Origin of the sequence: Streptosporangium sp. NPDC049644 (genome assembly GCF_040675205.1) — a bacterium.
In the GTDB taxonomy this organism is placed as follows: domain Bacteria; phylum Actinomycetota; class Actinomycetes; order Streptosporangiales; family Streptosporangiaceae; genus Streptosporangium; species Streptosporangium fukuiense.
Window position 1 is genome coordinate 193,977 of sequence record NZ_JBFAOJ010000001.1, and the last position, 22,648, is coordinate 216,624.

The 22,648-nt window shown below is 69.6% G+C and carries 19 protein-coding genes and 1 pseudogene; 12 read left to right on the top strand and 8 right to left on the bottom strand.

Going from position 1 to position 22,648, the window contains the following annotated elements:
- Positions 1-30: 30 nt before the first annotated feature.
- The 4 genes from AB0J58_RS00975 to AB0J58_RS00990 form a co-directional block, all read right to left on the bottom strand.
- Positions 31-969 (bottom strand): SDR family NAD(P)-dependent oxidoreductase, encoded by a 939-nt coding sequence (locus AB0J58_RS00975; RefSeq protein ID WP_364208467.1) that lies wholly within the window; start codon positions 967-969, stop codon positions 31-33.
- A 149-nt stretch (positions 970-1,118) separates the two neighbouring features.
- Entirely contained in the window at positions 1,119-2,165 is a 1,047-nt protein-coding gene (locus AB0J58_RS00980) for a 2-oxoacid:ferredoxin oxidoreductase subunit beta (protein ID WP_364208470.1), read from the bottom strand.
- Positions 2,166-2,175: 10 nt separating this feature from the next.
- The gene (locus tag AB0J58_RS00985; protein WP_364208473.1) at positions 2,176-4,029 is read right to left on the bottom strand and encodes a 2-oxoacid:acceptor oxidoreductase subunit alpha; all 1,854 of its coding nucleotides are present in this window, start codon (positions 4,027-4,029) and stop codon (positions 2,176-2,178) included.
- 376 nt (positions 4,030-4,405) lie between these two features.
- A complete protein-coding gene (locus AB0J58_RS00990) occupies positions 4,406-5,881 on the bottom strand; it encodes a polysaccharide deacetylase family protein (protein ID WP_364208476.1) in 1,476 nt (491 codons plus the stop codon).
- Positions 5,882-6,049: 168 nt separating this feature from the next.
- On the opposite strand from AB0J58_RS00990, the gene ndhC reads away from it, so the two are divergent.
- The 5 genes from ndhC (at position 6,050) to AB0J58_RS01015 (ending at position 9,599) form a co-directional block, all read left to right on the top strand.
- Positions 6,050-6,421: an NADH-quinone oxidoreductase subunit A gene (gene ndhC / locus AB0J58_RS00995; RefSeq protein WP_364208479.1), complete on the top strand. Its 372-nt coding sequence runs from the start codon at positions 6,050-6,052 to the stop codon at positions 6,419-6,421.
- A gap of 100 nt (positions 6,422-6,521) precedes the next feature.
- Positions 6,522-6,962 carry an NADH-quinone oxidoreductase subunit B family protein gene (locus tag AB0J58_RS01000; RefSeq protein ID WP_343965034.1) on the top strand — a complete coding sequence of 147 codons (441 nt, stop codon included), beginning with the start codon at positions 6,522-6,524 and terminating at the stop codon, positions 6,960-6,962.
- Positions 6,955-7,497 (top strand): NADH-quinone oxidoreductase subunit C, encoded by a 543-nt coding sequence (locus tag AB0J58_RS01005; RefSeq protein ID WP_364208482.1) that lies wholly within the window; start codon positions 6,955-6,957, stop codon positions 7,495-7,497. The genes AB0J58_RS01000 and AB0J58_RS01005 overlap by 8 nt, the downstream gene beginning before the upstream one ends.
- A gap of 51 nt (positions 7,498-7,548) precedes the next feature.
- Positions 7,549-8,505: an NADH-quinone oxidoreductase subunit NuoH gene (gene nuoH / locus AB0J58_RS01010; RefSeq protein ID WP_364208485.1), complete on the top strand. Its 957-nt coding sequence runs from the start codon at positions 7,549-7,551 to the stop codon at positions 8,503-8,505.
- Positions 8,506-8,630: 125 nt separating this feature from the next.
- A complete protein-coding gene (locus tag AB0J58_RS01015; protein WP_364208488.1) occupies positions 8,631-9,599 on the top strand; it encodes a hypothetical protein in 969 nt (322 codons plus the stop codon).
- Between the two features lie 79 nt (positions 9,600-9,678).
- Here AB0J58_RS01015 and AB0J58_RS01020 read toward each other — a convergent pair whose 3' ends face one another.
- Entirely contained in the window at positions 9,679-11,094 is a 1,416-nt protein-coding gene (locus AB0J58_RS01020; protein ID WP_364208491.1) for a protein kinase, read from the bottom strand.
- A 244-nt stretch (positions 11,095-11,338) separates the two neighbouring features.
- Between AB0J58_RS01020 and AB0J58_RS01025 the strand changes: the two genes are divergently transcribed.
- The 7 genes and pseudogenes from AB0J58_RS01025 to htpX all read left to right on the top strand — a co-directional run bounded on the left by AB0J58_RS01025 (position 11,339) and on the right by htpX (position 19,528).
- Entirely contained in the window at positions 11,339-12,097 is a 759-nt protein-coding gene (locus AB0J58_RS01025) for a 4Fe-4S binding protein (protein WP_364208494.1), read from the top strand.
- Positions 12,094-12,630, top strand: coding sequence for an NADH-quinone oxidoreductase subunit J (locus tag AB0J58_RS01030; RefSeq protein WP_343964983.1), 537 nt, complete (start codon positions 12,094-12,096; stop codon positions 12,628-12,630). Before AB0J58_RS01025 ends, AB0J58_RS01030 begins: the two co-directional genes overlap by 4 nt.
- Before the next feature lie 2 nt (positions 12,631-12,632).
- Positions 12,633-12,917, top strand: a pseudogene (gene nuoK, locus AB0J58_RS01035) (NADH-quinone oxidoreductase subunit NuoK); the annotation flags it as partial.
- 284 nt (positions 12,918-13,201) lie between these two features.
- Entirely contained in the window at positions 13,202-15,106 is a 1,905-nt protein-coding gene (locus AB0J58_RS01040; protein ID WP_364208497.1) for an NADH-quinone oxidoreductase subunit L, read from the top strand.
- A gap of 150 nt (positions 15,107-15,256) precedes the next feature.
- Positions 15,257-16,972 (top strand): NADH-quinone oxidoreductase subunit M, encoded by a 1,716-nt coding sequence (locus AB0J58_RS01045; protein WP_364208500.1) that lies wholly within the window; start codon positions 15,257-15,259, stop codon positions 16,970-16,972.
- Complete coding sequence (locus AB0J58_RS01050) at positions 16,969-18,603, top strand: NADH-quinone oxidoreductase subunit N (RefSeq protein ID WP_364208503.1); 1,635 nt, start codon at positions 16,969-16,971, stop codon at positions 18,601-18,603. Before AB0J58_RS01045 ends, AB0J58_RS01050 begins: the two co-directional genes overlap by 4 nt.
- 73 nt (positions 18,604-18,676) lie before the next feature.
- Entirely contained in the window at positions 18,677-19,528 is an 852-nt protein-coding gene (htpX, locus tag AB0J58_RS01055; RefSeq protein WP_343964975.1) for a zinc metalloprotease HtpX, read from the top strand.
- Positions 19,529-19,546: 18 nt separating this feature from the next.
- Here the strand turns inward: htpX and AB0J58_RS01060 are convergent, their stop codons facing one another.
- The 3 genes from AB0J58_RS01060 to AB0J58_RS01070 form a co-directional block, all read right to left on the bottom strand.
- Positions 19,547-20,407 carry a hypothetical protein gene (locus AB0J58_RS01060; protein ID WP_364208506.1) on the bottom strand — a complete coding sequence of 287 codons (861 nt, stop codon included), beginning with the start codon at positions 20,405-20,407 and terminating at the stop codon, positions 19,547-19,549.
- A gap of 196 nt (positions 20,408-20,603) precedes the next feature.
- Positions 20,604-21,179 (bottom strand): pyridoxamine 5'-phosphate oxidase family protein, encoded by a 576-nt coding sequence (locus AB0J58_RS01065; RefSeq protein WP_364208509.1) that lies wholly within the window; start codon positions 21,177-21,179, stop codon positions 20,604-20,606.
- Between the two features lie 868 nt (positions 21,180-22,047).
- On the bottom strand, positions 22,048-22,542 hold the full coding sequence (locus AB0J58_RS01070) for a YajQ family cyclic di-GMP-binding protein (RefSeq protein WP_030925087.1): 495 nt from the start codon (positions 22,540-22,542) through the stop codon (positions 22,048-22,050).
- Between the last annotated feature and the right edge of the window lie 106 nt (positions 22,543-22,648).

Genomic DNA, 22,648 nt, shown 5'->3' on the forward strand with positions numbered 1-22,648 from the left:
TCGATCTAGGAGCGCGAAGGCGCCCATCGCTCAGCGGCCTTCACCGGCGAACCAGGCGACGGTCCGGCGCAGCCCCTCCTCAAGGCCGACGGTGGGCCGCCAGCCGAGGGTCTCGGCGGTGGGGGCCGGGTCGGCGATCCTGGCGCTGTCCAGTGGTCTGTCGGTGAGCGCGCCGTAGCGGGGGCGGGTCCGGCCGCCGACGATCTCGGAGAGCAGCTCCACGGTGTCGCGGATCGAGGTGCCCTTCCCGGTGCCGATGTCGAAGGCGCGGCCCGCCGCGTCCGGGGTCTCGCCCGCCGCGAGGAAGGCGTCGACCACGTCGTCGACGTACACCCAGTCGAGCTCGCGGGTACCGCTGCCCAGTTCGGGCTCCTGGCCGCGCAGCAGGGACAGCGCCACGTAGGGGACCAGTTTCCGGGTGTCCTGGCGGCCGGGACCGTAGACCATGCCGATCCGCAGGTTGCTGACCTGGACGCCCCACAGATGGTGGAACATCCGCGCGTAGCCGTCGGCGGCCCACTTGGACACCGCGTACGGCGAGGACGGCGCCCTGTCGCCCTCCTCCGGCCGCAACTCCTCCAGCGAGCCCGCCAGCACCACCCGGGTCCCCGGGGCGCCGGCGACCGCGGTCAGCAGGTTGACCACGCCGGTGAGGTTGCTGTGCAGCATCGGCAGCACCAGCTTCGGATCCCTGGCCCCGGCGACCTCGCTGGCCAGGTGAAACACGACCTCCGGGCGGACGGAGTCGACGAGCTTCTGCACCGCGCCCTCGTCGGAGACGTCGGCGACGTGCCAGGTCTCGCCGTCCGTACTCTCCCTGACCCGGCGGCCGACCGCGTGCACCCGCGCGCCGCACCCGTCCAGGCGTCGCACCAGGTGTGCCCCGATGAAGCCGCCGGCTCCCGTCACCAGCACCCGTCTCCCGCGCCAGTGGTTCTCTGCTCCGTGTACGGGGGCCGGGCTTCGCATCTGAGCTCTCCCTGTTCGAGCGAGGTTCTCGGGGAAGGACCGGATAATTCATACCTCGTGACATCGGATATCGGCAGGCAATGCCGGGAATCCGGGGAAAAGCGATGAGGCCCGCTCCGAAGAGCGGGCCTCGTCACGTGGTACGGGTGTCAGCCGATCCGCCAGGTGTCCCCACCGAGCAGCAGGTCGTTCAGGTCGCCGGGACCCCGCTCGTCGACGGCCTCCTGGAGTTGCTCGGCCATGAGCTCGTCGTAGGAGGGGCGTTCGACGCTGCGGAAGACGCCGATCGGGACGTGCTCGAAGGCGGGCTCGTCCAGCCGGGAGAGCGCGAAGGCCAGCGAGGGGTCGACGCGGTGGGCGTCGTGCACGAGGATCTCGTCCTCGCTCACCGACGACCTCGGGACGACCTCGATGCCGCCGTCGGCCGCCCGGCGCACCGCCTTGGAAGCCGAGGCGATGGGCTGTCCGTGCTCCAGGCGGAGCGTGATGTCGTCACGCCGCTCCGGGTCCTTCAACTGCTCGAAGGCGTTGTCGTTGAAGATGTTGCAGTTCTGGTAGATCTCGACCAGTGAGGTGCCCCGGTGCTCGGCGGCCTCGCGCAGCACCGACTGCAGGTGCTTGCGGTCGGAGTCGATGGTCCTGGCCACGAAGGAGGCCTCGGCGCCGATGGCCAGCGAGATCGGGTTGAACGGCTTGTCCAGCGAGCCCATCGGGGTGGACTTCGTGATCTTGCCGACCTCGGAGGTCGGGGAGTACTGGCCCTTGGTGAGACCGTAGATCCTGTTGTTGAACAGCAGGATGTTCAGGTTGACGTTGCGGCGCAGCGCGTGGATGAGGTGGTTGCCGCCGATGGACAGCGAGTCGCCGTCACCGGTGATCACCCACACCGACAGGTCGGGACGCGAGGCGGCCAGACCGGTCGCGATCGCCGGGGCGCGGCCGTGGATCGAGTGGAACCCGTAGGTGTCCATGTAGTACGGGAACCGCGAGGAGCAGCCGATGCCCGAGACGAACACCATGTTCTCGCGCTTGAGGCCGAGCTCGGGCACGAACGACTGGACCGCGGCCAGGATGGCGTAGTCACCGCACCCGGGGCACCAGCGGACCTCCTGGTCGCTCTTGAAGTCCTTCATGCCGAGCTTGACCTCGGACTTCGGGACCAGCGAGAGCCCCCCGCCGGTTCCGGGGACGGACAATTCGGTACCACTACTCACTGTCGATCACGTCCTGGATCACGCCGGCAAGTTCTTCGGCCTTGAACGGAAGTCCACGCACTCGGTTGTAGCTGATGATGTCGACCAGGAAGCGGGCGCGGAGCAGCAGCGCGAGCTGGCCGAGGTTGATCTCCGGCAGCAGCACCTTGTCGTACCCGCGCAGGACCTCGCCGGTGTTGGCGGGCAGCGGGTTGACGTGCCGCAGGTGGGCCTGGGCGACCTTGCCGCCGGCCTTCCTGATGCGCCGCACGGCCGCCGCGATCGGCCCGTAGGTGGAGCCCCAGCCGAGCACCAGCACGCGGGCGTCGCCGTCGGGGTCGTCCACCTCGAGCGCCGGGATGTCGTGGGCGATCCCGTCGATCTTGGCCTGGCGGATCCTGACCATCCGGTCGTGGTTGTCGGGATCGTAGGAGATGTTCCCGGTGCCCTCGGCCTTCTCGATGCCGCCGATCCGGTGCTCCAGGCCGGCGGTGCCGGGAATCGCCCAGGGGCGGGCGAGGGTCTCGGGGTCGCGCTTGAACGGCAGGAAGGTCGTGCCGTCCTCGGCGTTCGGCCCGGAGGCGAACTCGGTGGAGATGTCGGGCAGGTCGGCGGCGTCGGGCACCTTCCACGGCTCGGAGCCGTTGGCGAGGTAGCCGTCGGAGAGCAGCATGACCGGGGTGCGGTACTTCACCGCGATCCTGGCCGCCTCCACCGCCGCGTCGAAGCAGTCGGAGGGGGTCGAGGGGGCGATGATCGGCAGTGGCGACTCGCCGTTGCGGCCGTACATGGCCATCAGCAGGTCGGTCTGCTCGGTCTTGGTGGGCATGCCGGTGCTGGGACCCGCGCGCTGCACGTCGACCACGATGAGCGGCAGCTCGGTGGTCACCGCGAGGCCGACGGTCTCGGCCTTCAGCGCGACACCGGGCCCGGAGGTCGTCGTGATGCCCAGCGCACCGCCGAAGGAGGCGCCGAGCGCCGCGCCGACGCCCGCGATCTCGTCCTCGGCCTGGAAAGTGCGGATGCCGAACCGCTTGTGCTTGGAGAGCTCGTGCAGGATGTCGCTGGCCGGGGTGATCGGGTAGGACCCGAGGAAGAGCGGCAGCTTCGACTGCACCGAGGCGGCGATCAGGCCGTAAGCGAGCGCCTGGTTGCCGGAGATGTTGCGGTACACGCCGGGGGCCAGCTTGGCCGGCTTGACCTCGTAGGAGACCGAGAAGGACTCGGTGGTCTCGCCGTAGTTCCAGCCCGCCTGGAAGGCGGCGATGTTGGCCTTGGCGATGTCGGGCTTCTTGGCGAACTTGGTCTCCAGGAACTGGATCGTCGCCTCGGTGGGCCGGTGGTAGAGCCAGCTCAGCAGCCCGAGGGCGAACATGTTCTTGGACCGCTCGGCGTCCTTCTTGGACAGCGAGAAGCCTTCGAGGGCCTTGACGGTCAGCGAGGTCAGCGGCACCGAGTGGACCCGCCACGCGGCGAGCGAGTCGTCTTCGAGCGGGCTGACGGCGTAGCCCACCTTCTGCAGGTTGCGCTTGGTGAACTCGTCGGTGTTGGCGATGATGTCGGCGCCGCGCGGCAGGTCCGAGAGGTTCGCCTTCAGCGCGGCGGGGTTCATCGCGACCAGGACGTTGGGCGCGTCACCCGGGGTGAGGATGTCGTGATCGGCGAAGTGGAGCTGGAAACTCGACACGCCCGGCAGGGTGCCTGCGGGGGCGCGGATCTCAGCGGGGAAGTTGGGGAGTGTCGACAGGTCGTTGCCGAACTCAGCCGTCCCGGCGGTGAAGCGGTCACCGGTCAGCTGCATGCCGTCGCCGGAGTCACCGGCAAAACGGATGATCACGCGTTCGAGTTGCTGAACCTGCTTGGTCACAGCTCAGTCCTCCTCGACGCGACAGGGCGCCGTTGCTCGTGGCACATTCTTTTTTCCATGCTAGATCCTCGGGGGTCACGCGTAGTCTTTTCGCGTTCCACTCGGCGGAGGAGGGCGACCCGTGTCGCGCATCCTCTGCGGCCGCTGAGTCGAAACCTGGGGCGCGGATGTCGCGTTCGCGGCCGGATCACGGCCTATGTGGAGGTCACGATCGCGGACGGCCGTCCCGACACAGCCCCGCCGCGAGCCGGCACAGGTCGACGTGCAGGCGGGCGAAGAGGACAGTTGAGGTCACGCTGCCCAACTATATGTCCCACCGCGGACGCGCTCTCATCGCCTCAGGCTATGGCCCCATAGCTCCAGGTTATGACATCGGCTACCGGTCCGGCTCCGCCGAAACGCCCCCGGATTCGTAGATCCGGCCGGGCAGCATCTCATCCGAGCCGTACAGCTCGGGGACGGTGACAAAGGTATAGCCCGCCGCGGAGAGCCGGCGCAGGATCTCGGGGGCCGCGTCGACCGTCGCGCGGTGGGAGTCGTGCAGGAGAACGATCGCTCCGGGCTCGGTCCGGGCGACGGTCCGGTCGGCGATCGCCTGCGGGTCGGCGTCCTGCCGGTCCTCGCTGTCCACGTTCCAGTGCACCACGGCCATGTTCAGGCGGCCCGCGATGGCGGCCACCTGGATGTCGCTGTCGCCGTACGGGGGGCGCATCAGGGTGGGGGTCTGGCCGATGGTCTGGGCGATCGTGTGCTGCGCGCGGGTGAGCTGGTCGGCGATCCTGCTGGAGGGCAGCATGGTGAGGACGCGGTGGGACCAGGTGTGGTTGGCCACCAGGTGTCCCTCGTCGCGCATCCGCCTGAGCAGGTCGGGCCGTGCGGAGGCGTTGGAACCGATGCTGAAGAAGGTCGCCCTGGCCCCGTGGGCGTGGAGGATGTCGAGCAGCCGCGAGGTCTCGGGGCCCGGCCCGTCGTCGTAGGTCAGCGCCACGCACCTGAGCTTCGCGCAGTCCACGCTGCCCGCCTTGGTGCTGCGCGCCGGAGGCTTGTCGGTGCTCGCGGCCTCGATCTCCTCCTGCGACGTGGGGGCCGGGACCTTCTTCGCCCGCACGGCCGCGCGCTGTGCCCGCAGCCCGACCTCCGACAGCAGCGGCGTCGCGGTCGCGGACGGTACGGCGACCACCACCCGGCCGGCGACCCCCAGCCCCACCTGCTCGTCGTCGAACTCCACGACGAGGTCGCCGCGCGGGTTGAAAACGAGGGAGTCGAACATCTCCCGGTCCGGCCTGAGCGCGTTCGGGGTCACCAGCGGTCCCCGCAGCGCCAGTTCGCTCCTGACGACCCCGGTCAGCGCGACCAGCGCGGGACGGCCGGTGAGCAGGTCGGCGGAGTCGAGGGCGCGCCGCTTCGTCCGGTCGTACCAGACGGTGGTGCGCGACTCGTTCCAGCCCGACTCCATGGAGCGGCCGATGCGCAGCCGTATTCCCAGGACCTCGGGGGACGCGGCGGCGAGTTGCCAGTCCACGTTGAACTCGGGCTTGGGCAGGGCGTCGGCGGGGCCGCCGCGCCGGGTGAACCTGTCGAGTTCCCCGCTCACGGTCCGGTGCAGCCTCTCGGTGAGGCGGGGGGCGTCGGCGACGGCCGGATAGACGGCGTGCACGTGCTGGTTTCCCGTCTCTCCGGAGAACAGGGTCCGGGTGTTCAGGCCCTGGACCACGGAGGGGTCCACATAATCGATCAATGTGGGCTCCGAGGGCACGGTGGCCTTCGCGGAAGAGGGGGTGGTGGTTGCGCCGCAACCGGCGATCGTCACGGCCATCCAGGCGATTCCTCCGATGAATCGCAGGCTAGGCATGAAGTAACCCTAGGTGCGGTAATAGTGCATTTACCCGGATTTGAGGTTAAGTGCACGGAGGCTTTAGCGGTGGGCTTCGCCGCATGACGGGAAGGGCGGATACTGCTATAGGTAGGGCGTACGGCAGATCCGGTGAGTCCGTGCGGCAGGCCCCGAAGAGGAGAGGCCATGAGCGGATATTTCGGCTCTTATGTGGTGGTCCTCGCGCTGTTCGCGATCGGCCTGCTGATCGTCGTCGTGGCGCTGCTCGGCAACCGGGCGCTCCGGCCCAGCCGCCCCACCGCCGAGAAGCTGCTCACCTACGAGTGCGGTGTCGACCCGGTCGGCGAGGGCTGGGCCCAGTCCCAGGTCCGCTACTACGTGTTCACCTACCTGTATGTGATCTTCGCGGTCGACGCGGTCTTCCTCTTCCCCTGGGCGACGATCTTCGCCGAGCCGGGCTTCGGGACGACCACCCTGGCCGAGATGTTCGTCTTCCTCGGCTTCATCGCGCTCGGCATCCTGTACGCCTGGCGCAAGCGCGTGCTCACCTGGACCTGAACCGGGCGAGCACGGGCACCGACCCTGAAGGAGAATGCGTGCCATGGCAGATCTCCCGATGCCCACGGTGGGCCCGGCGACCCGGCTCGCCCCCAAACCCATGCGCTTCATCCTCAACTGGGGGCGTCGCTACTCGCTGTGGGTGTTCAACTTCGGCCTGGCCTGCTGCGCCATCGAGTTCATCGCGACCACGATGAGCAGGCACGACTTCATCAGGTTCGGGGTCATCCCGTTCGCCAACGGCCCCCGGCAGGCGGACCTGATGATCGTCTCGGGCACGGTGACCGACAAGATGGCCCCCGCGGTCAAGCGGCTCTACGAGCAGATGCCCGATCCCAAGTACGTGATCTCCTTCGGCGCCTGCGCCAACTCCGGCGGTCCGTACTGGGACTCCTACTGTGTGACCAAGGGCGTCGACCAGATCATCCCGGTGGACGTCTACGTCCCCGGCTGCCCTCCCCGCCCCGAGGCGCTGCTCCACGGCATCATGATGCTCCAGGAGAAGATCGCCGCCGAGAACCTGGGTGACCGCTATGCCTGACCTGCACCCCTTCACCCACGGCGAGGGCGCCCGGGTGTCGGAGTCCTTCGGCTACCGGACCGTCGACGTGGACGCCGACGGCTGGATCGCCCTGCTGGAGTCCGCCAGATCCCAGGGGTACGAGTTCTTCGACTGGCTGACCGCGGTGGACGAGCCGCCGGAGGCCCTGGCGGTCGTCGCACACCTGTTCGCCCCCGCCTCCCACGCCCACCTGCTGCTGCGCACCAGGGTGGCCCGCGAGGACCCCCGGCTGCCCAGCGCGGTCGGCGTGTTCCGCGGAGCCGACTGGCACGAGCGCGAGACCTTCGAGATGTTCGGCGTCGTCTTCGAGGGCCACCCGAACCTCGTCCCGCTGCTGCTTCCCGAGGGCTTCGAGGGGTTCCCGCTGCGCAAGGACTTCGTGCTGGCCGCCAGGGTCGCCAAGGCATGGCCGGGAGCCAAGGAACCCGGCGAGTCCGACCACGGCTCGCCGAGCCGCCGCAAGACGCTCCCGCCGGGGGTGCCCGCCGACTGGGGGCGCGAGCGTGGCGGCTGAGACATCACGGCGACCCGGCAGGCTTCTCCCCCCGAAGGACCGGAGGTAGGCATGATCGCCGAGGTGCTCGACGTCGCGGTCCGGCTGGTCGTGATCGTCGCGGCCTTCCTGGTGCTGCCGCTGGTCGCCGGGCAGATGGAGCACAAGGTCATGGCGCACATGCAGGCGCGCCTCGGCCCCATGTACGCCGGAGGCTTCCACGGCTGGGCACAGCTGATCGCCGACGGGGTCAAGTTCATGCAGAAGGAGCAGGTGGTCCCGGCCGCCGCCGACCGCAGGGTCTTCACCCTGGCCCCCGGCGTGGCACTGGTCCCCTATCTCCTGGTGATGGTCGTCATCCCGGTCGGGCCGGGGCTGGTCGGGGTCGACCTGGACGCCGGACTGTTCTTCGTCCTCGCCGTGATGGGGGTCGGCGTGCTCGGCTCGATCATGGCCGGCTGGTCGTCGGGCAACAAGTACTCGGTCCTGGGCGGAGTGCGCTCGGCGGCCCAGCTCATGTCGTACGAGCTGCCGCTGGTCCTCGCGGCCTCCAGCGTCGCGATGGCGGCGGGCACGCTCTCCCTGCCGGGCATCGTGGCGGCCTGGCAGTGGTGGTGGCTGCCCTGGCAGGCGATCGGCGGCGTGGTCTTCTTCGTCGCGGGACTCGCCGAGCTCCGGCGCCCGCCGTTCGACATGCCGATCGCCGACTCCGAGCTCATCATGGGTCCGATGACCGAGTACACGGGCATCAGGTTCGCCCTGTTCATGCTGGCCGAGTACGCGGGGATCATCGTGATCTCCGCACTGACCAGCGTGCTGTTCCTGGGCGGCTGGCACGGCCCCCTCCTGCCGGGGCCGGTGTGGATGCTCATCAAGGTCTTCCTGCTGGTCTTCGTGGTCATCTGGCTCCGGGTGAGCTATCCCAGGCTCCGCGAGGACCAGCTGCAGAGGCTCGCCTGGGCCGGTCTGGTGCCGCTGGCGCTGGTCCAGCTCGCGCTGACGGGGGTCGTCAGGGTCGTCGCCGGGTAACCTCGCACCGCGCGCCCGCATCGGTTTCCCGCTCGGCCCACCGTACGGATGATCTGACGTTCGAAGCGCTCACCCTGGGCAGGGAGTAGTGCACCCTGCGACATCACTTGCCAAGGACGGAACGGATGACCCTCGCGCTTGCCGTGGAAAACGACGAACTGGTCGTCGAGGTGCCGGAACACTCACCGGTGCGGCTGCCACTCGCCGGTGAGAGCCGGGCGAGCAGGCTGCTGATCTTCGGCTACCCCGGCAGGGGCAGGACGAGATACGGCCTGGCGGTGCTCGACGAGTCCGGCCTGGTCATGCTGGAGGCTCCGGGGGCCCGGTCGAGGAAGGCGGTGGAGGCGTTCGCCGCGGGCAGCGGGCTGGAGTTCGAGTTCCGGGCGTTCGACACCCCGCAGCAGGCCAGGGTCGCGCTGGCCCGCAGGTCGCCGAGGTGGCGCGCGGTGACCTGGCGCAGGGCGCCCGCGCCCCTGCCGCGCCTGCGGGTGCCCGGTGCGAGAAGCCTCAGGCCACCGCTGGGCTCGCCGAAGGTGTGGTGGCGCGAGCAGTTGCTGTACGTGCTCATGTGGGCGGTGCTCGCCTACGGGGCGGCCTTCGTGGCGCTGGTGCTCCTCAACCTGACCAATACCCGCGCCGACGTCACCCGGGGAGACATCACCCAGGAAGACGTCACCTGGGGAATGGAGCCGCTCGGGGTCGCCGCCCTGGTGCTGGCCGGGCTGACGGTCGTCGGGGCCGTCGTCGTGATCGGGGTCGGCCGCCGCAGGTCCCGCGACCAGACCGCCCAGGGGCGCGTGCTCAGGCGCGGAGGCCAGCCGCACTGCCGCCTGGTGGTCGTCCACGGCCGCCTGCTGCTGGAGACCGCGCGCAGGACCCGTGAGCTGGACGCCTCCGAACTGCTGCTCTACTCGGCGGAGTCCGGCGTGACCGGCCTGCTGGTGGGCGGAGGACTGTTCCACCTGCCGGGGCGTTGGAACGCGGAGGACGTCGAGCGCTTCGCCGCGGGCAACGGGCTTGGGTTCCAGGCTCGCTCGCTGACCCACGAGGAGTACCTGGACCTGACGGCGGGGGCGAAGGACGCGGTTCCCTGAGGCGCGCCGGCCGGAACCTTCGCCCGGTAGGGCGGGGCAGGTGGTCATCCTTGTCGCGGGGTCCCCGCCGGGGAGATCCTTACTGCACGATCCGCAGCATGATGTCGGAGGCCGTGGGCCGGTTGCGGGGCTGCTTGTCCAGGCAGGCCGCGGCCAGCGGGCGCAGTGACTGGGGCAGGGCCGTCAGGTCCGGCTGGTGGTTGATCACCCGGTTCAGGATCGCCGGGATGGTGTCCTCGCCGAAGGCCACCCGGCCGGAGGCGGCGAAGATCATTGTCGAGGCCCAGCTGAACACGTCGGTCTCCGGGCCGACCGCCTCGCCCGCGAGCTGCTCGGGCGACATGTAGGCGGGGGTGCCCATGATGTTGCCCGACGTCGCGGTGACCTGGTCGAGGGCCCGGGCGATGCCGAAGTCGATCACACGGGGTCCGTCGGCGCCGATCAGCACGTTGGCCGGCTTGAAATCCCGGTGCACCACGCCGGCCCGGTGGATCGCGGCCAGCGCGCCCGCCGTGGCCAGGGCCAGCCGGGTCAGCCCGTCCTCGTCGCGCGGCCCCTTGTCGCGGACCAGCTGCTCCAGGGAGACGCCCTCCACGTACTCGCTGACCACGTACGCCTGGTCCTCGTTGATGTTCACGTCCAGCACCCGGGCCGTGGAGAACGTCGCCACCCTGCGCGTCGCCTCCACCTCCCGCAGGAATCGCTCCCTGACCATTTGATTGCCGTTGAAGTGCTCGTGCAACACCTTGATCGCGACCTTCTGCCCCTGCGGGGTGAGCGCGAGGTGGACCGTTCCCTGCCCGCCCTTCCCCAGGCTGCCGATCAGGCGGTAGGGCCCCAGCCAGCCCTGAGGGGCCGGGGTGTGCTGAGGGCTTTGGGGGTGCTGTCCCTGTGCGGCATGGGTGGGCGGGCCCTGCGTGAACTGGCCCTGCGTGAACTGGCCCTGCGTGAACTGGCCCTGTGTGAATTGGTTCTGCACGTACTGGGGCGGCCGGTCGTCACGCTGATGATGCTGCGCCTGCCGGTATCCGTCGTGCTGCGCGGGCGCCGGGCGGCGCTGCGGCGGGTGCTGGACCGAGGCCACCGTGGGGCCGGTCTGGTAGGGCGGGCGGGCGTACTCCGGTGGCGGTCCCGGGCGGAACTCCTGGAGCGGCCGCTGCCGGAACACCTCCCCCCTGAGGATCAGCGCGTGGCCCAGTCCGCCGAGCCAGCTGCCGAACAGGCCGATCAACCCGAAGGTGTCCAGCCAGACCGGGATGAGATCGGAGCTCCCGTAGATCCCAGCGGAGATCACGAAGGTGCCGATGCCGAGGCCGTAGAGGGCGGCGGCGAGGGCCAGCCACGGGCTCCGCAGTCGGCGCGCGGCGTGTCCGATGACGAACGGCGTGCCGACACCGCAGGTCAACACGGGGACGAGCGCCCACACCACGCTCCACGCGGTGTTGGATCGTGCCGGTGGTCGCGACTGCCAGGCCGGTCCGTACTGGTGGGACATGTGCCGAACAATACGATTTTTTCAGGATCTCCGCAGTCCCTTCTCCGTCGACCCGGCGGTTGAGGGGTGATTATCGAACACACAGTCTGTGGATAACTTCTGTGGATAACGTGAGTTCCCCTGCCGTGGCGGTCCGGAGGGCCTACCGCATTCCCGAGCGCCCCACTGTGCGTCATGATGTTGAGTTGTGGCACGGATACCAGGAGTGGGGTTGGTGAAGGGACTCTCCGTCACCCTTCGCCACATGCTGAGCAGATCGGTGACTCAGCAGTACCCCGAAGTCCGGCCGGATCTGCCCCCGAGGAGCAGGGGGGTGATCGCGCTGGTCGAGGAGAACTGCACGGTGTGCATGCTCTGCGCCCGCGAGTGCCCCGACTGGTGCATCTACATCGACTCCCACAAGGAGACCCTTCCGGCCCCTGAGGGGGGCCGCCCCCGCGCCCGCAACATGCTCGACCGGTTCGCGATCGACTTCTCCCTCTGCATGTACTGCGGGATCTGCATCGAGGTCTGCCCGTTCGACGCGCTGTTCTGGTCTCCGGAGTTCGAGTACGCCGAGGGCGACATCCGCAACCTCCTTCACGAGAAGGAGAGGCTGGCCGCCTGGGCCCAGACCGTTCCGCCGCCCCCGGCCCACGAGCCGGGCGCCGAGCCGCCGAAGGAACTGGCGGCCACCTCCCGCCCGGTCCGCCCCCGTCCCGCGCCGACCCCCAAGGCTCCCGCGGCTCCCACGCCCGAGGCTCCTCCGGGAGCTCCCGAGGAGCCACCCGCGCGACGGGTCCCGCCACCCGGCAGGCCGCCCAGGACAGGCCCCTCGGCGGGACACGCGAGCGTCCGGGCCATCCGGCCGCCGGGTGCGCTCCCGAAGAAGGACACTCCGTCCACAGGCGAGTCGTCCGCCGAGAGGTTATCCACAGGTGGGGATGACGTTCCTCCGAAGGCGGCACCGCCGGAGCAGACTTCTGCCACGGATCCGAGTGGAGAGCCCGAGGAGGAGACGTGACCGAGGCGCCGTCCTATCTGTCGCCGACCGGGCAGGAGATCGTCTTCCTCCTGCTGGGCGCGGTGGCCGTCGGGTCGGCGCTGCTTACCGTGACCACCAGACAACTCGTCCATGCCGCCCTGTGGCTGGTGGTCTGCTTCGGCGCGCTGGCCGGGTGCTACCTGGTCCTCACCGCCGAGTTCGTCGCCTGGGTCCAGGTGCTGATCTACGTCGGCGCGATCGTCGTCCTGCTGCTGTTCGGCATCATGCTCACCCGCGCTCCGATCGGCAGGAGCGCCGACCTCGACAGTTCGAACCGGCCGGCCGCCGTGATCGTGGCGATCGCCACCGCGGCCGTGCTGGTCACCGTCGTCGTCGACGGCTTCCGGATGGCCTACGTCCCGCTTGAGCCCGGCGGCGGTTCGGCCGGGGAACTCGGCGCCGCCATCTTCCGCAACTGGGTGCTCCCGTTCGAAGTGCTCTCGGTCCTGCTGCTGGCGGCGCTGATCGGCGCCATCGTCCTGTCCCGCACCGACATCCGCGGGAGGGAGTGAAGGTGCACGTCGTCTACCCCCTGGTCGTCTCGGCACTGCTCTTCTCCATCGGCGTGTACGGCGTGCTCGCCCGGCGCAACACGATCCTGGTGCTGATGTCCGTCGAGCTCATGCTCAACGCCGTCAACCTCAACCTGGTCGTCTTCGACGTCTGGTTACGCGACCGGCTGCACAGCGGGCAGGTGCTCACCCTGTTCGTCATCGTGATCGCCGCCGCCGAGGTCGGTCTCGGTCTCGCGATCGTTCTCGCGCTCTATCGCAACCGCCAGACCATCGACCTCGACCGCCTCCGCTCCCTGTCCGAGCCCACCGACCCCGGGGCCACGAACCCCGGGCCGGTCGACCCCGGACCCGATGGCAGCCGGCCCACCGCTCCCGGATCCGCCGATCCCGCCGGGGCGGCACTCCCCGGCGAGGCCGGTGCCCACTCCCCACCTCGGACCCGGCACCCGGAGCAGGCCCCGGCCGAGATCCGAAACCTGCCCCGGGGCCACGCCCGGGCAGCGACCCGCACGCGGCGGTCCCGGTCTCCCGCCGGATCCGAGACGGACGCCAGGCCGGGTGACGCGTCATGATCACTGTCGCCTCGCTGGTCATCCTGCTGCCCTTCCTCGCCGCGGCCACCGGGCTTCTCGGCTCCCGCTTCCCCCGGGGGCTTCGCGGCGCGACGTCCCTCAACCCCGGCACGGACCTCAACGCCGACGCCGACCGCCGGGCCGCCTGGATCGCCGTGCTGCCCACCGCGATCTCCACCGTCCTGGCGATCTGGCTGGCCTACGCCACCTGGGCGGCCACCGGCCAGGGCGCGGCCGACGGCGTCACCACGACGTTCACCGTCATCGAGACGGGGGCGGTGCCGATCTCGGTCGGGCTGCTCGTCGACGGCCTCGCCGCGTCGATCGCGGTGCTGGTCACCGTGGTCGCGCTGGCCGTGCAGGTCTACTCCGTCGGCTACCTGCGCGGTGACCGGCGCTACCCGTCCTACAGCTCCTTCATCAGCCTGTTCACCAGCGCCATGCTGCTGGTCGTCTACGCGGCGGACCTCCTGGTCCTCTACGTGGGCTGGGAGATCATGGGCCTGTGCTCGTACCTGCTGGTCGGGCACTGGTGGGAGGAGCGGGCCAACTCGCGGGCGGCGATCAAGGCGTTCCTCGTCACCCGGATCGGCGACGTCGGCTTCCTGTTCGGCATCTTCGTCCTCGGGACGGCGGCCGGCAGCTTCAGGATCGCCGACGTCATCGCCGCAGTCCCGGAGATGTCGTCCGGCACGCTCATCGCCGCCACCATGCTGCTGCTGGCCGGGGTCGCGGGCAAGAGCGCCCAGGTGCCGCTGCACGTCTGGCTCCCCGACGCGATGGCGGGACCGACACCGATCAGCGCCCTCATCCACGCGGCCACCATGGTCGCCGCCGGGATCTTCGTCGTCGCCCGGCTCTATCCCGCCTTCCTCGGTGCCCGTCCCACCCTGGACGTGCTCGCGGTCCTGGCCGCCCTCGGCATGCTCGGCGCGGCCCTCGCCGCCCTGGCCCAGGACGACCTCAAGCGCGTCCTCGCCTACTCCACGATCAGCCAGCTCGCCTACATGGCGGGTGCCCTGGCCGCGGGCTCACGGGACGCCGCGATCTTCCACCTGATCACCCACGGGGCCTTCAAGGCACTGCTCTTCCTCTGCGCCGGAGCGGTGATCCACGTGGTCGGCTCCAACCTGATGAGCACGATGGGAGGGCTTCGCAGGGAGCTTCCGGTCACCTTCGCCGCGATGACGATCGGCTTCGCCGCCCTGATGGGCCTGCCTCCGGCCAGCGGCTTCTTCAGCAAGGACGAGATGCTGGCGGGCATCGAGCGCTCCCTGTCCGCGGGGCCGCTGACCGACGCCGCGGCCTTCCTGCTCTACGGCTGCGCCCTCGCCACGATCGCGGTGACCGGCGCCTACGCCACCCGGGCGTGGCTGCGCACCTTCTTCGGGCAGCGCGCCTCGCGGCCCGAGCCCGTGGCGGGCGAGGCCCACGCCGCCGTGCCCGGGGTGCCGGCCACCATGCGCCGGCCCATCGTCGTCCTGGCCGTTCCGGCTCTGCTTCTCGGCTTCGCCCGCATCGGCGACGTCCACTGGGGCACCGCCGTCCTCAGCCTCACGGTGGCACTGCTGGGCGCGGGGGCGGTCTACGCGGTGTGGCGCTCCGCGCCCCAGACCGACCCGGCCCGCCTGCTCGGCCCCTTCCGCGTCCCCTGCGAGCGGGCCTTCTACGTCGACTCCGTCTACACCGGGCTCCTCGTCCGGCCGGTGCTGCTCCTCGCGCGCCTCGTCGTCCGCACGGACAACCGCGTGGTGGACGGCACGGTACGCGGTTCTGGCCGGGCGGCCCTGAGGCTGGCGGGGCTGGTCCGCCTGGTGCAGAACGGCAACGCCCAGCTCTACGTCACCGGCCTGCTGGCGGGCGTCCTTCTGATCGCGGCCGGGGCGGTGATCTTCGGGTGAGCTCTCCGTCTCTCCGGGGCGGCGTGGACGCCGCCGTGCCGCCCCTCACCCGTCTGGCGGTGACGCGCCGTTGACCTCCCCCCGGCGACCGAACTCAGTGCCGAACCTGGAAGCGAACCCGGGGCCGAATTCCTGTGAGGTGGCCGCGCCATGAGCTGGCTCCTGATCGCACTTCTCGGCGTGCCGCTCGCCGGAGCCACCGTGCTGCTCGTGCCGTCCAGGGCGGATACGGCGGCAAGGGAGCGGCTGCTCAGGGTGCACGGACCGGCCGTCTCCGGGGTCACCTTCGCACTGTCGGTGGTGCTGGCCGCCACGTTCGACCACGGTGACGCCGCCCGCGTGCAGTTCGTGACCGACCTGGCCTGGATCCCCGGCCTGGACCTGAGGTTCCACCTCGGCGTGGACGGGATCTCACTGCCGCTGGTCGTGCTGACCACGCTGCTGACCTTTCTCTGCTTCGTCTACCTGTGCCGGGGCCGCGCCGACGGCCCCGGGCAGTTGCTGAGCCCCGGACGCGGCGGTGACCGGCCACGGGCACTGGTGTTCACGCTGCTCATCCTCGAAGTGGGCATGATCGGCACGTTCCTCGCGCTCGACCTGCTGCTGTTCTTCGTGTTCTTCGAGGTCGTCCTCATCCCGATGTACTTCGTGATCGCCATCTGGGGAGGACGTGCCCGCCGGGCGGCGGCTATCAAGTTCATTCTCTACACCCTGCTGGGTTCGGTGGTCCTCCTGCTCGGCCTGCTGATCATCTGGTCGCAGACCGGCACCCTGGACATGACCGCCCTGGCCCAGGCACGCGGGACGGGCATGTCCCGCCCGGTGCAGATCATCGCCTTCCTGGCCGTCGGCATCGGTCTCGCGGTCAAGGCCCCGATGTGGCCGCTGCACACCTGGCTGCCCGACGCGCACACCGAGGCGCCCACTGTCGGCTCGGTGCTCCTGGCGGGGGTGCTGCTCAAGATGGGCACCTACGGTTTCGCCAGAATCGCGATCCCGGTCCTGCCCGACGGGGCCGCCGCCGTGGCCCCCTGGCTCGGAGCCTTCGCGGTGGTCGGCATCATCTACGGCTCGTTGGCCTGCCTCGCCCAGCGCGACCTCAAAAGGATGATCGCCTACTCCTCGGTCGGTCACATGGGTTTCGTGCTCCTCGGGTTCGCCACGCTGACCCCCGTCGGGATCAACGGCGCGCTGTTCGGCAACATCGCCCACGGCCTGATCACCGCCCTGCTGTTCTTCGTCGCCGGGGCGATCAAGGAGCGCTACGGCACCTCGGACATGCCCGCCCTCGGTGGCGGCATGCTGACCCGCCTTCCCCACCTCGGTTCCCTGCTCACCTTCGCCTGTGTCGCCTCACTCGGGTTGCCGGGGCTGGCGGGTTTCTGGGGTGAGATGCTGGCCCTCCTCGGCGCCTTCGAACCGGCCACGGGCCTGTCCGGCTCCCTCTACCTGGTCTTCATGGCCCTCGGAGGTCTCGGCACCGTGCTGACCGCCGCCTACTTCCTGCTCATGCTCTCCCGCGTCACCCACGGCCGGAGCACCGAGACCGTCCACGTCCCGCTCCTCGCCGCGGCCACCCCGGACGCCCTCCCCTCCACGGGCCCGACCGGACCCGAGGACGACGCCCTCGGATCCAGGGCGGGCGGGGCGGAGGACCTCCCCGCGGCCGCGACGGCCGCGGCTGGGGGAGGCACGCACCCGCCGGGAGCGGTGAGCGCGGGCAGGCCGCGGATGCCCGACGTCATGGGCCACGAACTGGCCGCCTGGGTGCCGCTGATCGCGCTGATCCTGCTGTTCGGGCTCTGGCCCAAGGCGCTCCTCCTGCTCACCGATCCGGTGGCCCGGACCCTGGTGGGGGCACCGTGATCCAGTCGATCGACTACTACGCGGTCGCGCCGCCGCTGATCCTCGCCCTCACCGCCGGGCTGGTGCTGCTCCTGGACGCCTTCCTGCCCCGCAGGCCGTACGTCCGGCCGGCGCTCGGCGCGGTCACCCTGGCAGGGGTGATCGGTGCCCTGGCGGTGGTGGTCTCGCAGGCGCTGCGCACCGGAGACCCGCTGAGGACCTTCTGCGTGCCGGAAGGACTGCTCGGCTCCCCCCACGCGGTGATCGGCGCCATCGCCCCCCTGAGCACCGAACAGACGGCGACCCCGGCCGCCGCGGCGCCGTGCTCGTTCGTGGTCGACGACTTCACCCTGGTCTTCGCGGGACTCGCACTGGCGGCCGGAATCGTCGTGGTGCTGCTCTCGGCGGCAGAGCTCGCCTTCGGGGACATCCCCGTCGGCGAGTGGTACTTCCTGCTGCTCTGCACGCTGGCGGGTGCCGTCGCGCTGCCCGCCTCCCGTGACCTGATCATGCTGGTGGTCGCCCTGGAGCTCGTCTCGCTGCCGGTGTTCGCGCTCACCGCGCTCAGACGCTACGACGGCCGGAGCTCCGAGGCCGCGGTCAAGCTCTTCCTGGTCTCCGTGGTCTCCACGGCGGTGATGCTCTTCGGGGTCTCCCTGCTGTACGGGACGACCGGAACCGTCTACCTCGATCGGATCGCCCAGGCTCTCCAGCAGCGTGTTCTCGGTGCGCCCGGCCTGAGGCTCGTTTTGGACGATGTCGACACCGCCTACCGCTCCTCGCTGGAGATCGGCTACGACCTGCCCGCCGTGGTCACCGTGGCGATGGTGCTGGTCCTCGCCGGATTCGCCTTCAAGATCGCGGCGGTGCCGTTCCACGCGTGGGCGGGCGATGTCTACCAGGGTGCGCCCATTCCCGTCGCGGCCCTGCTCTCCGTCATCTCCAAGGCGGCCGGGTTCGCCGGACTGATCCTCATCCTGGTCGTCGCCCTGGGCGGCCAGGGCGCCGTCTGGGTTCCGCTGGTCACGATCATCGCCGCGCTCACCATGACCGTGGGCAACCTCCTGGCCATGCGCCAGCGCCATGCCGTGCGGCTGCTCGCCTGGTCGTCCGTCGCCCAGTCGGGCTACATCCTCGCGCCCCTCGGCACCGGGCGCGGCGAGGCGGTGAACGCTTCGATCGCCTACCTGGTCTTCTACGCGGCGATGAACCTCGGGGCGTTCGCCGTGGTCACACTGGTGTCGAGGCGCTCCGGCAGGGGGGAGTTGGACGACTACCGGGGCCTGGCGTTCCGGAACCCGGTGGCCGGGCCGGCACTGGCCTTCTTCCTGATCTGCCTGGCGGGCCTGCCCCCGGGGCTGGCCGGGCTCTTCGCCAAGATCGTGGTGTTCCGGGAGCTCCTCGGCGGTGACGGCGGCTGGCTGGCCATGGTGATGGCGGTCAACACGGTCGCGGGCCTCTACTACTACATCGGCTGGGTGGTGCGGATCTTCACCCCGGCCACCGAGGGCACGGAAACGGCCGGCCGTGCCGCCGGTTGGCTGCCCGCCGGTGTGGCGATCGCGGTGGCCGGAATCGTCGCGGTCGCGTTCTCGGTCGCCCCCCAACTGGTCCTCGACCTCGTCCCCGGAGCACTCATCGCCGTGGGCTGAAACACCTGGGAACGTTTGTCCTGGCTGGAAACGTTGTCACAGGTGAATCGGCATCAACCGAAAGGGGGGTGTAGTGCACCACAACGGTCTGCGTACCGCGGTCCTTCTCGGCGCACTGTCCGCGGTGATCATCGCGGTGGGGGCGTGGTTCGGAGGCGGCGCAGGCGTGCAGATCGCGGTTCTGGTCGCGCTGGTGACCAACGGTGCCGCCTATTTCTTCTCCGACCGCATCGCGCTGTCGGCCATGCGTGCCCGGCCGGTGAGTGAGGTCGAGCAGCCGCTGCTCTACCGGATCGTGCGTGAGCTCTCCACAGAGGCACGCCAGCCCATGCCCCGGCTCTACGTCTCGCCGACCATGCAGCCCAACGCCTTCGCGACGGGACGCAACCCTCGTAACGCCGCCGTCTGCGTCACCTACGGGATCACTCAGATACTCGACGAGCGCGAGCTGCGCGGTGTCATCGGGCACGAGCTCTCCCACGTCTACAACCGCGACATCCTGATCTCCTCGGTGGCCGGAGCGCTCGCCACCATGATCACCTATCTGGGCTACGTCGGGCTGTTCTTCGGCGGCGGGGACGACGACGAGGGGCCCGGATTCATCGGCGCACTCCTCATGATCGTGCTGGGCCCGGTCGCGGCCGGGATGATCCAGATGGCCATCTCCCGCTCCCGCGAATACCAGGCGGACGAGTCGGGAGCTCGGCTGACCGGCGATCCGCTGGCGCTCGCCTCGGCACTGAGAAAGATCGAGATGGGCACCCGCCATCTGCCCCTCCCGGAGAACAGCCGGATCGCCTCCGCCTCCCACCTGATGATCGCCAACCCCTTCCGCGGCGCGGGGATCGGCCGGATGTTCTCCACCCACCCGCCCACCGCCGAGCGCGTCGCCCGCCTGGAGCGCATGGCCGGGTACCGCCGCTGACCCGCCGGATGAGGCGGGTCAGGGCGTCAGACCGGTGATGATCGGGTTGTGGACGGATCCCGGCACGGCGAAGCCGCCGATCCGCTCCGTCCGGCCTGACTCCGGGGCGACCCGATACCAGTCGTAGCGAGTGCCTCCCCCTCTCCTCAACCTGCGCGGGGTGACCGTCTGCAGGTCGAGGAGGCCCTTGCCGTTCCAGCGCAGCCTGGTAGAGGTGCTGCCCCGGGGTACCGGGATGGGACCGCGTCTCAGCGCGCTGCCCGCGGACACGTCCCACAGGCCGACCCCCGCGTCACGCGCCGTGAAGTGGGCCACGGTCTTCCCGTCGGGACCGAGCGCGCCTCCCACCGGGACGCGTCCCCACTCGGCGAAGGGCGACATCGAGTAGATCCCCGCCTGGAACGAGTCATCCACCACCAGCACGAACCTCGCGTCGGGACTGAAGCTCCACGGCCGCAGCCCCAGCGGCACCGGAACACTCTCACCGCTGTACGTGTCCAGGATCCGGTGCCCCCACCGGATACCCAGCACCACGTAGCGCCCGCCGGGAGAGAGCTCGATCCGCGCCGCGCGCATGGCGCTCGACCACTTCACGCCGGGCACCGCGCGTATCTCGCCGGTCGCCATCTCCCGTACCACCAGCGCCCCGTCGCCGCGCTGGAAATAGGTGACATATCTGCCGTTGGGCGACAGAGCCAGCGGAGCCCGTTGCCTGTCCCGGGAGAACACCCGGGCGTCGGTGAGGCTGACCACCCTGCCGCCGCGTACCCAGAGCTTCCACGGAGCACAGACGCACCCGTCGAGCCCCGCGTACCGGACCGGAGACCTCGCGCCTCCGGCCCGGGCGGGGACGCCCGTCCCCATGACCACGACAACCACGCCGACGCAAACACTCAAGCGGCGGAACAACCCCACTGAGGACCCCCCGAGACTTCCGGACATTCGGGGGGCGTCCGTTACGTACGGGCTACTGTACGCCTCGGTCAAGGCTGACCAGCGGTGCCGTCGTGGGTGTCATCCGGCCTCGGAGAAAGGCCGGAAACCTCATCGGAACAGGGCGAAAGGACCGGCGCTGTCAGGAGTGCTGGGTGACCGGGTCGGTCTCCTCGGAGGAGAGGCCGGGGATGCCGTCGATGCTCTCGCGGTTCTTCTTCGCCCGGTAGGCACGCCGCTCCTGGACATCCTTGCGGCCCGCCCACTCGTCCAGCAGCGTCCGGTCACTGTCGAAGGACATGAACGGCACGGAGAAGCCGCAGGAGTCGGCGATGCGGTCGCAGTCGACGACGATGATCGACCGCACCCCCGGGTGCGGGCCGAAGTTCTTGATCAGTGTGGCGAAGTCAGGACTCTCCGGTACGACGACCCGGCCGGTGCCGTACAGGCGAAGAATGTTGGGAGGGCCGGAGAAGGCGCAGAACATCACTGTGATCCGGCCGTTCTGGCGGAGGTGGGAGATGGTCTCCACCCCGCTGCCGTCCAGGTCCAGGTAGGCGACGGTGGTGTCGTCGAGAACGGCGAAGGTGTCGGCGTATCCCTTGGGGGACATGTTGACGTGACCGCCCTGCTCGGGAGCCGTCGCCACGAAATAGACCGGCTGCGCTCCGATGAACTCGCGCAGCCGGTCATTGATCTTGTCGTGAATTTTCCCCATGAAAGTGAAGATAGTTCGCCGTCACTCGCCAGGCAGCCACCGGACCCACACGTTCTTCCTGTCCCGGCGTTCGGCGTCCGCTGCACGGCGGAGTCCAGCCCGCCCTCCTGGGTCGCTACGGCTGGTCCAGTCCGATCGTCTCGGACAGGTCATAGGTACGCAGGCGGGGCCTGCTCGATTCGCTGGAGATGACCAGGGCCACGGTGTTCCCGTTGTCGGACACGATCTGCGGGATGACCTGGCTCGCCGTCCTTTTGCCCTCGGTGACCGGGAGCAGTCCCCGGCCACCTGCCCAGGGGGTGCCCGGGCAACGAGGGCGGCGATTCAGATAAGAGCCCGGACCGGGCCTCGTCGCGGAGTCGTCAGGGAACCTCTTCCGGCCGGATGGCCAGGGCGCGTAGTCGGGCACGGATCCCGGTACGCGAACGGTCGTACGCCGAAGCGTCGTCGAGCAGTAGCACGACCGAGTTCGCCGCGGTAACAAGCGCGTCGAGTTCGAACGCCAGTTGGGCCGGTTCGACGTCCGCGTCGAGTTGGGGGTCACGGCCTGCTCACCGCGGAGACCATCAGACGACTGGGCTGTCACCTCGCCTCGGTCTGAAAGGCGCGTGTTGTCCATCGCTGGAACCGTCGCGGGCATCCGCTGGGCATGGTCGAGCGGTGGCGCGTTTTCGGAAGCAGGAAGTCGTGCTGTCGCGATAGACCGTCCGATACCGGTGGCTCTGGGCCACTCAAGCCTCATGATCGCTTTGAACACGTCCGGAGGAGAGTGGCCCGAAGCGCCTGTCGTCGACTCCACTCCCGGCGGCGTGCGTCCGAGAGTGGAGGGCGGTAACCGTGCGAGTCACAGTTCCGCCCGGCCCTCGGTCTACCGGTAGTTGGTGAACTGGAGGGCGACCTCCAGGTCCTTGCCCTTGAGAAGGGCGATGACCTCCTGCAGCTCGTCCCTCTTCTTGGAACTCACCCGCAGCTCATCACCCTGGATCTGGGCCTTGACCCCCTTGGGCCCCTCATCCCGGATGATCTTCGAGATCTTCTTGGCCTGCTCCTGGTCGATGCCCTCCTTGAGGGTGATCAGAAGGCGGTACTCCTTGCCGGACAGCTTGGGCTCGTCCGCGTCAAGAATCTTGAGCGACAGGCCACGCTTGATCAGCTTGTCCTTGAACACGTCGAGGACCGCGTTGGCGCGCTCCTCGCTGTTGGCCCTGATCTCGACGGCCTTCTGGCCACCCGACCAGGCGATCGTCGCACCGGTACCCTTGAAGTCGAACCGGTGCCCGACCTCCTTGACCGTCTGGTTCAGCGCGTTGTCGGCCTCCTGGTGATCGATCTTGCTAACGATGTCGAACGATGAATCCGCCAAAGCCCAATCCCCTTTGAACTGCTGGAACTATCACTCACTGCCCGGCTTCCGAACATCACGGCCCACGAACCGCGGCGGCGTCCGCGAGCCGGTTCGGTAGACGCGT